14 protein-coding genes are annotated in these 13,095 nt (G+C 67.0%); 8 read left to right on the forward strand and 6 right to left on the reverse strand.

All coding sequences use genetic code 11. The features are described from left to right. The first annotated feature begins 10 nt into the window (after positions 1–10). The gene (locus tag ACZ50Q_RS14795; protein WP_464078795.1) at positions 11–856 is read left to right on the forward strand and encodes a L,D-transpeptidase; all 846 of its coding nucleotides are present in this window, start codon (positions 11–13) and stop codon (positions 854–856) included. A 78-nt stretch (positions 857–934) separates the two neighbouring features. Here the strand turns inward: ACZ50Q_RS14795 and ACZ50Q_RS14800 are convergent, their stop codons facing one another. Further along, positions 935–2,308, reverse strand: coding sequence for an MBL fold metallo-hydrolase RNA specificity domain-containing protein (locus ACZ50Q_RS14800; RefSeq protein ID WP_464078796.1), 1,374 nt, complete (start codon positions 2,306–2,308; stop codon positions 935–937). A gap of 138 nt (positions 2,309–2,446) precedes the next feature. Between ACZ50Q_RS14800 and ACZ50Q_RS14805 the strand changes: the two genes are divergently transcribed. The 7 genes from ACZ50Q_RS14805 to ACZ50Q_RS14835 all read left to right on the forward strand — a co-directional run bounded on the left by ACZ50Q_RS14805 (position 2,447) and on the right by ACZ50Q_RS14835 (position 8,682). Further along, positions 2,447–2,902, forward strand: coding sequence for a CBS domain-containing protein (locus tag ACZ50Q_RS14805; protein WP_076520874.1), 456 nt, complete (start codon positions 2,447–2,449; stop codon positions 2,900–2,902). Positions 2,903–2,931: 29 nt separating this feature from the next. Continuing rightward, a complete protein-coding gene (locus ACZ50Q_RS14810) occupies positions 2,932–3,447 on the forward strand; it encodes a flavodoxin family protein (protein ID WP_464078797.1) in 516 nt (171 codons plus the stop codon). A 155-nt stretch (positions 3,448–3,602) separates the two neighbouring features. Further along, positions 3,603–4,691 carry a PAS domain-containing sensor histidine kinase gene (locus ACZ50Q_RS14815; protein ID WP_464078798.1) on the forward strand — a complete coding sequence of 363 codons (1,089 nt, stop codon included), beginning with the start codon at positions 3,603–3,605 and terminating at the stop codon, positions 4,689–4,691. Then, positions 4,688–5,341 carry a response regulator gene (locus tag ACZ50Q_RS14820; protein ID WP_092576304.1) on the forward strand — a complete coding sequence of 218 codons (654 nt, stop codon included), beginning with the start codon at positions 4,688–4,690 and terminating at the stop codon, positions 5,339–5,341. Before ACZ50Q_RS14815 ends, ACZ50Q_RS14820 begins: the two co-directional genes overlap by 4 nt. A 174-nt stretch (positions 5,342–5,515) precedes the next feature. Then, positions 5,516–6,250: a helix-turn-helix domain-containing protein gene (locus ACZ50Q_RS14825; protein ID WP_092575990.1), complete on the forward strand. Its 735-nt coding sequence runs from the start codon at positions 5,516–5,518 to the stop codon at positions 6,248–6,250. Positions 6,251–6,400: 150 nt separating this feature from the next. Beyond that, the gene (locus ACZ50Q_RS14830; RefSeq protein WP_092575987.1) at positions 6,401–6,814 is read left to right on the forward strand and encodes a hypothetical protein; all 414 of its coding nucleotides are present in this window, start codon (positions 6,401–6,403) and stop codon (positions 6,812–6,814) included. A gap of 74 nt (positions 6,815–6,888) precedes the next feature. Beyond that, positions 6,889–8,682 carry a PHA/PHB synthase family protein gene (locus ACZ50Q_RS14835; RefSeq protein WP_464078799.1) on the forward strand — a complete coding sequence of 598 codons (1,794 nt, stop codon included), beginning with the start codon at positions 6,889–6,891 and terminating at the stop codon, positions 8,680–8,682. 30 nt (positions 8,683–8,712) lie between these two features. On the opposite strand, the gene ACZ50Q_RS14840 is transcribed toward ACZ50Q_RS14835, so the two are convergent. The 5 genes from ACZ50Q_RS14840 to ACZ50Q_RS14860 are packed head-to-tail and all read right to left on the reverse strand — an operon-like array spanning position 8,713 to position 12,910. Beyond that, positions 8,713–9,333 carry a tetratricopeptide repeat protein gene (locus ACZ50Q_RS14840; protein ID WP_464078800.1) on the reverse strand — a complete coding sequence of 207 codons (621 nt, stop codon included), beginning with the start codon at positions 9,331–9,333 and terminating at the stop codon, positions 8,713–8,715. A 35-nt stretch (positions 9,334–9,368) separates the two neighbouring features. Next, positions 9,369–10,184, reverse strand: a complete 816-nt coding sequence (locus ACZ50Q_RS14845; protein ID WP_464078801.1) for an SDR family oxidoreductase — start codon at positions 10,182–10,184, stop codon at positions 9,369–9,371. Further along, positions 10,181–10,852, reverse strand: a complete 672-nt coding sequence (locus tag ACZ50Q_RS14850; protein WP_464078802.1) for a TenA family transcriptional regulator — start codon at positions 10,850–10,852, stop codon at positions 10,181–10,183. The genes ACZ50Q_RS14845 and ACZ50Q_RS14850 overlap by 4 nt, the downstream gene beginning before the upstream one ends. 7 nt (positions 10,853–10,859) lie before the next feature. Beyond that, positions 10,860–12,353, reverse strand: a complete 1,494-nt coding sequence (locus tag ACZ50Q_RS14855; protein ID WP_464078803.1) for an AMP-binding protein — start codon at positions 12,351–12,353, stop codon at positions 10,860–10,862. Next, positions 12,350–12,910 (reverse strand): thermostable hemolysin, encoded by a 561-nt coding sequence (locus ACZ50Q_RS14860; protein ID WP_231952147.1) that lies wholly within the window; start codon positions 12,908–12,910, stop codon positions 12,350–12,352. The genes ACZ50Q_RS14855 and ACZ50Q_RS14860 overlap by 4 nt, the downstream gene beginning before the upstream one ends. Positions 12,911–13,095: the final 185 nt, after the last annotated feature.

Raw genomic sequence — 13,095 nt, forward strand, 5'->3', positions numbered from 1 at the left:
CGAGGCCGCCATGCGCAAGCGAACTCCTCGCGGCGCATGGCGTTCCAGTGCGGCCGCCTGCGCGCGCCACGTGCTCGGCGCAATCGCGGTATGCCTCGGCGCGGTGCCCGTGCTGGCGCAGGTGTTGCCCGAGGAGGTCGAGCGCGCCTTCCGGCAGGAAGTCTCGCCCGCGCTCGCGCTGCCGGAAGACGAGCAAGCCAGGTACGGCGCCCTGGCCGAACAGTCCCTGCACGCGGCCGGCGTATTACCGCTGGGACCGCAGTACGTCCTGGTCGTCGACCGCAACGTCAAGGTACAGGCGGCGATCCTGTACTGGCTGCGCGTCGGGGAGCCGCCCCATTACGTCGGCGCCGCGCCGGTCTCCACCGGACGGGTCGGACAATTCGATCACTTTGAAACGCCTGCCGGGGTGTTTGCCCACACGCTGTCCAATCCCGACTTCCGCGCCGAGGGCACGCCCAACGCCAAGGGCATCCTGGGCTATGGCGCGAAAGGCATGCGTGTGTACGATTTTGGCTGGCAGGACGCCCGGCAAGGCTGGACGCCGGACGGCGTCAGCACCATGCGCCTGCAGATGCACGCAACCGACCCGCGCGTCCTGGAGCCCCGGCTCGGCACCCCGCAGTCCAAGGGCTGCATTCGCATCCCCGCCACCCTCAACCAGTTGATCGACCGCCTGGGCCTGCTGGATGCGGAATACGAACTCGCCGCCGAGCTGGTCTCTACACCCTGGGTACTGCGGCGGGACCGCACGCCCGTCCTCGGCGCGGGCCGCTACCTGATCGTCGTCGAGACGGTGCGTGACGAGCGGCCGGCCTGGTCGCCCGCGCCGGATCGCCGACGGGACCCGCCATGAGGACAGGGCCGCCAAGGCCCGACCGGTGCCGGACCACAGATCGCCGTACCAGCATGGAGGCTAAGCCCCCTGCCGCGTTCAATCCAGCACCGCGGTCTCCGCCTGCTCGACGGCGTGACAGCGCCAGCCCAGTTCGTCCTTGATGCGCAGGCGCAGCGCATCGGCGGCGTCCGGTTCACCGTGCACGATAAACGTGTGCCTGGGCGCCCTGGAAAACCCGCCCAGCCAGCGCATGATCTCGTCCGCATCCGCGTGCGCCGACAGCATCGACAGATTGTCCACTTCGGCGCGCACGGGCACGTATTCGCCGTGGATCTTGACCATGCGGGCGCCGTCCAGCATCGCCGCGCCCCGGGTGCCCATCGCCTGAAAGCCGGCGAACAGGACCGTATTGCGCGGATCGCTGGCATAGTGCTTCAGATGGTGAATGACGCGCCCGCCCGTCGCCATGCCGCTCGCGGAAAGAATGATCTTCGGCATCGGCGAGCGGTCCAGCGCCTTGGACTGCTCCACGTCGGCCACGCAGGTGGCCACGCCGTACGCGGCCCGGGCGTCGTGGCGCGACAGCCGCTGGTCGGCGCTGTGACGCAGATAGACATCGACGGCGCTGCTCGCCATGGGGCTGTCCAGGTAGATTGGCAGGTCGCGCGGAATGCGCCCCGCCTGCTTGAGTTGCCACAGGTGAAACAGCAGCAGTTGCGCACGACCGACGGCAAACGAGGGAATCACGATGGTGCCGCCCCGTTTGATGGTGCGGCCGATGATGGCCGCCAACGCGTCGGACACGCTTTCCGTACCGTGGCGCCGGTTGCCGTAGGTCGATTCGACGATCAGATAGTCCGAGGCGGCGACGGATTCGGGCGGCGGCATCAGCGGGTCGTCATAGCGGCCCAGGTCTCCCGAAAACGCCAGGCTTGCGCCTGGACAGGCAAATTCGACGATCGCGGCGCCCAGGATATGCCCGGCCCGCGTGAACCGGAATTGCAGGCCGGCCGGAAGCGCCGTCATCTGGCCGAACGGCAGCGGCCGCAGCGCGGCAATGGCGCGGTGGGCATCGGCCACGGTGTAGAGCGGCAGCGCCGGCCGGTGCCGCGACAGCCCGTGCCGGTTCAGGTAGTCGGCGTCGGCCTCCTGCAGATGGGCGCTATCCAGCAGCAGCAGCCGGCACAGGTCCAAGGTGGCTTCCGAACAGTAGATCGGACCGGCGAATCCCTCGCGGACCAGCCGGGGCAGATAGCCCGAATGATCCAGGTGGGCATGCGAGAGCACCACCGCCTCGATCTTTGACGGCGCCACGGGAAACGGCGCCCAGTTGAGCTGCCGCAGCGGCTTGACGCCCTGGAACATCCCGCAATCCAGCAGGATCAATCGACCGGCGGCATCGAGCAGGTGGCGCGAGCCGGTCACCGTGCCGGCGGCGCCGCAAAAGTGCAATCGCAGCTTGTGTGCCATGGGTCATCTCCGGACGTCGTCGCGGGCAGGTTCTTGCTTGACGAAAATCAAGATGGCTGCCGTTCGCAGGGTCACCATATAACGGACTAACGGAACAAAGCACATGCCGGGGTACGCCCCGTCACCCTGGAGAAAGCCATGAAAGCGCGCGACCTCATGACCGCAGCCCCCTATTGCGTATCCGCCAGGACCCCTGTCTCCCAGATTATGCATGCCATGCTGAATCAGGACATCAGCGCGGTGATGGTGACCGGCGACGACGGCGCGCTGCTCGGCGTGGTCAGTGAAGGCGATCTGGTGCGGCGCCAGGACAGTGCGCACCAGAAAAAAATGGACCATTGGCTGTCCCTGCTGGCCGAGGGCGAGGCGTTGAACCTGGAGTTCCTGCACAGCCTGCAACTGGGCGAACAGACGGCGTCCGCCGTGATGAGCAGTCCGGCGATCACCGTCGACGAGTCCGCCGACCTGGCCGAAATCGCGGATGTGCTGCTCAAGCGCGGCATCAAGCGCGTCCCGGTGACCAGCAAGGGAAAACTGGTCGGCGTGGTCAGCCGGCGCGACATACTCCGGGCGCTGCTCGCCCAGGAATCCTGAGGCCGCCATTGCGCCAAGGAGCGATCGCCATGCGGATCGGCATTGTTTTCTATTCGCGCACGGGCACCGGGCGCGCGGTGGCCGAGCGTCTGGCATCGATGACCGGCTGGCCGGCCCATGAAGTGCGGGACGCCAAGCCCCGCGCGGGACTCGCGGGGGATCTGCGCTGCGTCGTCGATTGCTTCCTTAAGCGCAGCCCGGAATTTCGGTTCGACGGCCCTGCCCTGGACCAATACGACCATGTGATCCTGATCGCGCCCGTGTGGCTGCGATCGCTGGCCGCCCCGATGCGCGCATTCCTGCAGGCGCAGGGCCGCTTGATCCGGGCCTACTCCGTCATCTGCGTCATGTCGGGATATGGCGGGTTCCGTGCGGTGGACGACGTCGCGGCCATTGCGGGCTCCAAGCCCAGGACCATCCTGCTCCTGAAACAGTACGACGTGCTGGCCGAGGAGTGCGATGCCGCGCTCTGCCGGTTCCGCGACCAGACCCTCGCGGCGGGATCGGGGGGGACCAGAGACGCCCTGCTGTCCTCGGTGGACTGAATCGCGCGCCATGCCGGCCGCAGGCACGGCGCTGAATGCACGAGCACTAGTGCATTCAGCGGACCATGCCACGCGGCTATCGCTGTTCGCGGAAATGTGTGTTGCAATGATCCATGGCCCGCACGACGGGCCGAACCTGGCACACATATCCTGCAATGACGCTCTCCCCTGGTGCGCCTCCGCTGCTCGATATCATCCAGTCCGCCACCGAACCGATCATCACGGTCGACGAGTTGCAGCGCATCGTGATGTTCAACGCCGCGGCGGAGCGCGTATTCATGTGCACGGCCGCGCAGGCCATAGGCGCCAGCGTGGACATCCTCATCCCCGTGCGCTTCCGCTCCATCCATGCCAAGCACGTCAAGCGCTTCATGGACACCGGCATATCCGAACGCCAGATGGGACTGGGCGCCCCGCTCTGGGGCCTGCGGTCCAATGGCGAAGAGTTCCCGATGGAGGCGTCGATTTCCCAGACGTGCACCGAGTCGGGCGTCTTTCTGACCATCTTCCTGCGCGACATCACCGAGCGCCAGCGCATCGACCAGACGCTGCGCGCCTCGCGCGATGAACTGACCCGCCTGTCCAACGCCTTGCTGCATGTGCGCGAACAGGAAAAAAAGCACATCGCGCGCGAGCTTCACGACGATCTGGGACAGAGCCTGACGGCCTTGACGATGGAACTGTCCCAGCTGGAAGCCGGTCTTGCGCCCGGCGACACCGACGCGCGGGAGCGCGTGCGGGCGATCCGCAAGCTCATCAAAGGCACGTTTGCCTCCTTGCGGCGCATCGCGGCCGACCTGCGGCCCGTCATGCTGGACGACCTGGGGCTGGCCGCGGCGGTCGAATGGCTGGTCGCAAATTTCGTGTCCCGATACGGCATCGACACCGAGACCGACATCCAGATCGGCCCCTCGGAGCCGCCCAAGCAGGTTGCCACGACCCTGTTTCGCGTCGTCCAGGAGGCGCTGACCAATATCGCCAAACACGCCCAGGCCACTACCGTCCACGTTCGGCTGGCCTGCGATGCGACGCATTGCGCGCTCACCGTGCGCGACGACGGCGTGGGCGCCACGCCGGAAAACCTGACCAAGAAGCTGCCGCTCTCGCTCGGTCTGCAAGGCATCCGCGAGCGGGTCCGGCTGCTCAACGGCGAGGTGACGATCCACACGCGCAAGAAAGGCGGATTCCGGCTGGAGGTCTGGATACCGGCCCGAGAGTCCGACACGCCATGGGAGGCCACATGATCACCGTCTTGCTGGCGGATGACCACACGCTGTTGCGCGAAGGCCTGCGCCGCCTGCTGGAGCAGGCCGGAGACATCTGTGTCCAGGGCGAGGCCGGAGACGGGGCCGCAGCGATGAAACTGCTGGGCGAGCGGCAATGGGACCTGCTGGTCCTGGACATGTCCATGCCGGGCCGCGATGGCGTGGACCTGATCCGGCACATAAAAAGCGTGCACCCGAGCGTTCCGATCCTGGTGCTGACGATGCACGGCGAACAGCAGTACGCCGTCCAGGCGATCAAGGCCGGCGCGTCCGGTTACCTGACCAAGGACAGCGCCAGCGAAGAACTGGTCCAGGCGGTGCGCAAAGTCGCGGGCGGCGGACGTTACCTGAGCCAGTCGCTCGCCGAAAGCATTGCCTTTGACCGGCATACGGATGCGGGCGCGCTGCCGCATATGCTGCTGTCGGATCGGGAGCTGTCGGTCTTTCGCCACCTGGCGTCCGGCATGAGCAATTCGGACATCGCAGGCCGGTTGTTCGTCAGCGTGAAGACGGTCAGCACTTACAAGAGCCGGATCCTGATCAAACTGAATCTGCGCAACCAGGCCGATCTGGTGCGCTATGCGATCCGGCACCGCCTGGTCGACGACCAGGATGCGCCGGGCGGCTGACCGCGCCGTGTAGGAATATTCCTACACCTGTCAGCATCCGCGCGCAAAAACTGGCGATCCGCGCTGATAGCCGGACCTGAGCCCGCATCCGATACTACGTTCAGCCAGGCACGAATGGAGGGTTCCTGGCATCAGGCGGGATACCCCCATCATCCAACCCAGTGAGGTGCGGCCATGGACACACCCCTTGTTTTCTCCGGCTCCCGGACATGGCAGGGTACCCTGCCCTCCGGCTGCGAACGATGCGCCCTGGCACGCTTGTGCCACGCGGCCGCCGACGGCCTGTCGACCGCGCCGGCCTCCGCGATACGCTGCCGGCGGCTGGTCCGGCGGGGGGAATCCGTGTTCCGGGCCGGGGATGCGCTGCAGAACCTGTATGAGCTGCGGTCGGGGTCCGTCAAGATGCGCGTCACCAACCGGGCCGGGCTGGAGCAGATCACGGGGTTTCCCTCGGCGGGTGCGCTGCTGGGTATGGACGCCGTGGAAACCGGCACGCACCGTTGCGACGCCATCGCGCTGGAAGACTCGATGGTCTGCATTCTGCCTTTCAGCGACGTGCTGGCGAAGTGCCGCGACGACTTTGTCTTCGCCCAGCAGTTCCACCGGCTCATCGCCCACGACATCGACCAATACCGCAGGCTGCTGCTGACCCTGGGCTGCATGAAGACCGAGGAGCGCGTCGCCGACTTCCTGATCGGCATGTCCGATCAGATGTCGGCCAATGGCTATTCCCCGCACGTCTTCACCCTGAAAATGACGCGCGAGGACATCGCCAACCATCTGGGCATGAAGGTCGAAACCGTCTGCCGCGTGCTGGGGCGTCTGCAGGAAGCTTCGCTGGTCAACGTCCGCAGAAGGCAACTGGAGATCCGGGACGTCGAAGCCCTTCGGCAGATGAGCTGCGGCTGAGCAAACCGCCCGGGGACGCGCAGGCAGTCCCTGCGGAAGTTGAGTTTGGTCAACATCCCGGCGGCTGGACGACCTAACCTGTCTGGATAACGCCTATCGGCGATGCGCATCGTTCGGTAGAACGGCCCGATCGACCTGGAGGATGGTTCCATGCAACCCGACTACGAGCCCTATGTGGCGCTGTACAAGTACGGCCTTCATTCCGCGATGGCCGCGGCAACCGGCTACTTCGAATTCGCGCGGCAACTGCGCGCCCTGCAATTGAAGACCGACAAGGAAATGCTGGCGTTTGCGCAGGAAGTCAACGCCGAGATCGATTCCGCGAACTCGTTCGCGGCGGTCTGCGCCCTGCAGCAGAAATTCGTGACCGATCTGATGAACCGCGAGTTCGGCTATCTGCGCGAAGTGGAGAAAATCACGCGCGAGGCCTCGACCACGACCGCCGCCGCGCTGCGCGACAGCAAGAATCCATGGCAGGAGCGCATGTCGCAGATCGCGGAAAGCACCGCGAAGTTCCTGGCGGACGGCAACGCCAGAAGCGCGATGGCGCGCGCCAGCCATTGATGCCGGCGCATCCACCCCGCCGATGACGCCCGCCAGTGAAGTTTTCCAATGACGTTCTCCAATGACGTTCTCCTGTGAAGCCGGCCTTTGACGTGTGGCTGCCCCGCGAAGCCGGGCAGCCCATTCCCTGCGCGAATGCCGTGCCCGGGACGGATAGTTCCCTGGCGGCGCTGGACTATTTCAGGGCGGCCTTTCTTGCGCAACTGACGGGCGGCATCTCGCCGAACGCCGTTGCGCTCGCGCTGTCCGACTGGCTGCTCCATCTGCACGCGGCCCCTGGCCGGCAACTGGAACTGGCCCTGAAATGGCACGATGCCGTCCAGGAACTGGCCACGCATGCCGCGCTGCTGATGTCCGGGCGCCCGCCCGCGTGCCCGGACGCGCCGTCCGACCGCCGCTGCGCCACGCCCGCCTGGCAAACCGAACCCTTCCAGTTGTGGCAGCATGGCTTTCGGGAAGTCCGGCAGTGGTGGGCCGACGCGACCTGCGGCGTCCCCGGGGTCTCTTCCCATCACACCGACCTCGTTTCGTTCTGCGCCCGCCAATGGTGCGACCTGTTCGCGCCCGCGAACTTTCCCTGGTCGAACCCGGAGGTCTTGGAACGCACGGCTGCCGAGCATGGGCTAAACCTGCTGGCCGGCATGGGCCATCTTGCGGACGATCTCGCGCGCAAGGCCTGGGGCCTGCCGGAACACGGGCTGGAGGACTTCAAGGTCGGCGTCAATGTCGCGGTAACGCCTGGCGCGGTGGTGTTTCGCAACCACCTGATCGAACTCATCCAATATGCGCCGTCCACCGACGAGGTGCGCCCCGAACCCATCCTGATCACGCCGGCCTGGATCATGAAGTACTACGTGCTGGATCTGTCGCCCGGCAATTCCCTGATCCGGTATCTGGTGGCGCAAGGCTTCACGGTCTTCTGTATTTCCTGGCGCAACGTCAGCGCGCGGGACCGGGATCTGTCCCTGGAAGACTACCGCCGGCTGGGTTTCATGGCGGCGCTGGATGCGGTGAACCGCTGCGTACCCGGCCAACGGGTGCATGCGGTGGGCTATTGCCTGGGCGGCACGCTCTTGTCGATCGCGGCGGCGGCCATGGCCAGCCAGACCGACGACCGCCTGGCGACGATCACGTTGCTGGCCGCGCAGACCGACTTCAGCGAACCGGGCGGGCTGGGCCTGTACATCGACGCCAGCGAGGTCCACTTCCTGGAAAGCGTCATGTGGGCGCAGGGCTATCTGTCGGCCGACCAGATGGCGGCCGCCTTCCAGTCCCTGCGGCCCATCGAGGACGTGGCGGGCCGCGCGGTGCGCACCTATCTCCTCGGCGAGCGCGCCCACCCCACGGACCTGGTCGCCTGGAACGCGGATTCGACGCACATGCCCTACAGGATGCACGCCGAGTACCTGCGCAAGCTGTTCCTGGAGAACGAACTGGCCGCCGGCCGCTACGAGGTCGACGGCCGCACGATCGCCCTGCGCAACATCCGCACGCCCATATTCGCCCTGGGCACGGTCAATGATCACATTGCGCCGTGGCGTTCCGTGTTCAAGCTCCACTACCTGACCGATGCCGACATCCGCTTCGTCCTGACCAGCGGCGGCCACAATGCCGGCGTGGTCAGCGAACCGGGGCATCCCGGCCGCTGGCACCGGCTGTGCCCGCGGCCGAAGAACGGACTGCGCGCCGGGCCCGATGACTGGCTGGCCGCGACGAACTTGTGTGGCGGGTCGTGGTGGCCGACGTGGGTGGAATGGCTGGCCCACCGATCGGGAGCGCCCCGCCCCGCCAATCCGAGGCTGGGCGAGCCGGACGCCGATTCGGACGCGCTGATGGCTGCCCCGGGCAGCTACGTCCGCCAGGGCTGACCGCCCGCGGCGGCGCGTCGCATCGACGGCCTACCTGGCCTGGTTCAGCAGGGCCCGCGCTTCGGCCCTGCGGCCCTCATCGGCCGTTTCCCGGCCCGGTCGCGGCGGCGCCTTCAAGGCCTTTTCCAGATAGGGGATCGCCTCGGCCTTGCGATTCCGGTACATCAGGTAGTCGGCATAGAAGTAATTGGCGTCGATGCCGTCCGGATTCACGGCCAGGGCCTGTTTCAGCAGCTCCTCGGCCTTCTTGTTGTCGCCGAACCCCACCGGCCAGCCGGGCACCTTGTAGTACAGGACGCCCAGGCTGTTCAGCGCGGATCCGCCCAGCGCCTTGCTGTCGATCGCAATGGCGGTTTCGTATTCGGCCTTGGCCTGCTTGGCCAGACCAAGCGCCCCAAGCCCGCCCTTGGCGCCTGCCCAGGAGCTGAGGACGATGCCCTCCCAGATGTGCGGTTCCGCACGCCCGGAGAATTGGGCAGTCAGTTCGTGCGCCTGCTTCGATAGCGCTTCGAAGCGCGCGGCGCGCTTGTCTGCGGGGACGGCGTACTGGATCGTGGCCCAGTCCGTCTGCAGCGCCCGGATTCCCTCGTCGAGATCGGGCGCGGGCGAGGCGGCGCCGGCGGAAAATGAGATCGCCAGGCTGGCGAGCATGCCCGCAAGGCCTTGGCGTGCAAGGGTGTTCTGGATCATGAAGAGGCTCCGGAAGGAAATTTCGAGGACGTCAGCGCCCGGCGGTGCTTGGCAAACGCGCCGTCAAGCCATTCGGGGCATATGCCGTTGAGGCGGGCGGCAATCGCCTCCAGCGTGCCCGCATACCGCTGGCGCGACTCGCTTTGCAGCATGCGCGCCACGCAGCGGGCCACGGCTTGCGGCGAGTCGCTGGCCGAACCGGTCGCGCTGTTGAACGCCTGCACCTGCGGCGTATTGAAGCTGGTGTCGATGGCGCGCGGCGCGTAGTACTGGACGCGGATCGCGGAGTCGGCAAGTTCGCGGCGCAACGCTTCGGTGTAGAGGCGCAACGCCGCCTTGCTCGCCCCGTAGACCGCGAATCCGGGGACACCCAGGCTGCCCAATGTCGAGCCGATGTTCAGTATCTGCGCCCGTTCGCGGCTGTGCAGAAGCGGCAACATTCCGGCGGTCAACAACATCGGCGCCACGATGTTGGTCTCGGCGATGCGGCGCGCCACGTCGGGATTCAGGTCTTGCGCGGGGCCAAACGCAGAAATGGCCGCGTTGTTGATCAGGACATTGACCCGCCGGGCCGCGGCGGCGTCGATGATCGCGCGCCGGCCCTCGTCGGTGGTCACGTCCACGACCAGCGCATCCACGCGAGACCGGTCCCCCGCGCCGCCATTCAATGCCCGGGCCAGCGACAGCAAGGGGCCGGGCGTGCGGCCGACCAACAGCAGGCGGGCGCCCTCCTCGAACAGCCGCTGGGCGATGGCGCTGCCCAGGCCGCCGGCGGCCCCGGTCAGCACGACGGAAGCATCCCTGGGGCTCATGCGGCCTCCTCTTGCGGCTGGGCGCGCGGCAAGGCGCGGAAAATCGCGCCGTAAAGGCGATAGAACATGTTGGCGGCGTGGATGACGGCGGACTGGTCTTCGGCGCTGTCCAGCCGGTTCATCAACTCGGCGAAGTGCGCCGTGTGCGCCTGGTCCAGGGTGCCGTGCGAGCGCAGGTAGCTGAACGCCGAGGCAGGCAATGCCAGGGCGCGCTGGATCTGGTCGGCCGCGTTCAGCGCGAGCGTGACGCTGGTGCCCTCCAGCACGTGCACCATGCCGAAGAATCCGACGGGATTGCGCCGCGAGATCGTGTCGTAGGCGTAGGCCACCATGACTTCCGTCTGGGGACCGGGCCCGGCGCGGCGGACGGCATCGGGGTCGTCGCCCAGCGCGCGCAGGTCGTTCAGGATCCAGGCGTCGTGCCCGGTTTCCTCTTCGATGTATTCATCGATCTCTGCCCGCATCCAGGCCAGGCGCTCGGGAATCCGCGCCCGGCAGGCATGCATCAACGGCACGGTGTGGCTGACATGGTGGTAGGCCTCGCGCAGGAACGCGGCATAGGCGGGCAAGGTGACCTTGCCCTGCAGGCAGTCCTGGATGATGGGTATCGTCACCAGCGACTCGCGGCTCTGCCGGGTGCCGTCCAGCAATTGTTCGAAAAAGGTCATGTCGTCTCTACAGGATGGGTTGCGCGGCTTTCCGCGGAAAAAGTTGATCTGCGTGCAAGGCGGAAATGGCGTCGCGGCGCGGGCGTCCATTCGCCGTGGACAGGCCGCTCGCCACCGTGAACTCGTCCCGCGCCAGCATCCAGGGACCGATGCGCGCGTAGTCAGGCAGCGCGCCGTTCGTGCGTTCGATGGCCGCGTGCAGCTGCGCCTCGCCGATGCCGGGCTGCGGCCAGATCACGGCGCCCAGTTCGGCCTGGCCCTCGCCCAGCACCACGGCCTGCGCAATGCAAGCCTGGCTCGTCAGCAGGACTTCTATCCACTCCGGCGACACGTTGCGGCCAAAGCCGGTGATCAGCAGGTTCTTCTTGCGCCCCTGGACGTGCAGGAAGCCCGCGTCGTCCAGGCGGCCCAGGTCGCCGGTCGGCAACCAGCGAGGAAGCGCCGTGTCCTGTCCGAGGTAGCCCAGCGCGGGGCTGCCGGCGACCTGGATTTCGCCATCGGGGGCGATCCGCACTTGCGCGTGCGGCAAGGGGCGGCCTGCGGAGCCCGGGCTATCGTCGCCCGGCAGGTTCAGGGTCTGCACCGAACAGGCCTCGGACAGGCCATACCCTTCGTAGGCCGGCAGCCCCTCTCCGCGAGCGGCGGCCAACAGTTCGCGCCCCACCGCCGCGCCGCCCACCGCCAACAGCCGCAGACCGCTCGGCGCGCGAGCGCCCGTTGTGCGCAGCCATCCGGTATATGCCCGGAGCATCTGGGGCAGGACGATGGCGCTTTGGGCGTCGGACGCGCCCAGCGCGGCGTGGAACATGGCGGGGTCGAAACGCGACGACCCTTGCAGCCCGATCCGAGCCAAGGGCTGCGTGATCATTGCCGCGCCTTCGATCAGGGCGGCATAGACCCCCGCGATGTTTTCCAGCAGGACAGGCAGCGGCAAGGCGGTGAGATGACGGCGCACGTTCAGCGGGCGGGTGGCCGCCGCCAGGCCGCTGGCGACGTTGAGCATTTCCTCGGCGCCCAGGCATACGCCCTTGGGCGCGCCCGTCGAGCCGGACGTGAAGGTGATCTTTACCGTCCGGTCCGGCAACGCCACCGGCGTCGCCGAACGATGGAACAAGGACGGGCTGTCCGGCCGCCCGCTGTTCGCCTCGAAACCCCGTTCGAGCAGGATGGGCGCCAGGGAGTCCGGTCCCGCAACGACGTCCGCGCCCGCTGCGTCGATCGTGGCAAGCCATTGCGCCGGCGTGAAGAACAAGGGCAGCGGCACGTGCACGATTCCCAGTTGCAGGCACGCAAGATCAAGAATGATCCAGTCTGCGCCGTTATCCATGACCGAGGCCAGGACACGGGCCGGGCGCGCCGGACGCGCCGCGATGCGTTCGGCGCACGCATCCACCTGGCGCGCCAGGTCCGCGTAGCTCAAGGATTGCGATGCATCCTGCACCGCCAGGCGGTCCGCCCTGCCGGGTTCGCGCACGAGAGACAGAAATTCCTGCGCGTTCATGCCTCGATCTCCTGGAACCGTTCGACGATGGTGTGCAGGCGGCCGGCAAAGACCTGGGGCGCGTGCGCATAGTAGCTGCCCCAGTCGCTGCGCGTTTTCTCGTCCAGGTGATGCGCCGTGGCCGCCGAGATGGGTTGATGGGCCAAGCCCATCCGGGCGAAAAGATGGTGCAGCTCTCGGGTCAAGGTGCTGACGGCCCAGCTATACCCTTGCTGGTGCAGGTGGCGCGCCAGCAGCGGGACAAGCAGCCTGCCCGCTCCCGGCCGCACCGCGGCGAACTGGCCCGCCTCGACGATAAGGCGGCGCGCAACCGGCGCATCCTCATCGCGCAGATACTGCTCGATGGGCGCCGCAAGGTATCGCTCCAAAAACAGCGGCGTTTCGGCGCCCCGGTAGCCGGCGGCGGCAATGATTTCCCCATTGGTCTGCACGCTGACCAGCGTGGGCAGCCATTCGTTCAGCCTGGCGCCAAACCGTTCCTGGTAGCGCTGGCGGATGTAGGATTCCACCTCTGCGCGCAAGGGGTCGCCGGGCGCGTGGATATGCAGGGTCGACACGGGGGACGGCATCCGCAATGGACTCGCCAGTCGTGTTGGGGGGAGCGAACACTTTGTCAACGGCATGCTGGCGTCCATCTGCTCGGGTTGGTTCATGATGGGGCGCAGCTTAGGCAAGGAACCTTAATGAGAAATTAACGGTCCGGCGGTGCTAATCTGCGTCGAACCTGCCTCAAACGTGTCGC

The organism is Achromobacter sp. T5-5 (assembly GCF_055397965.1).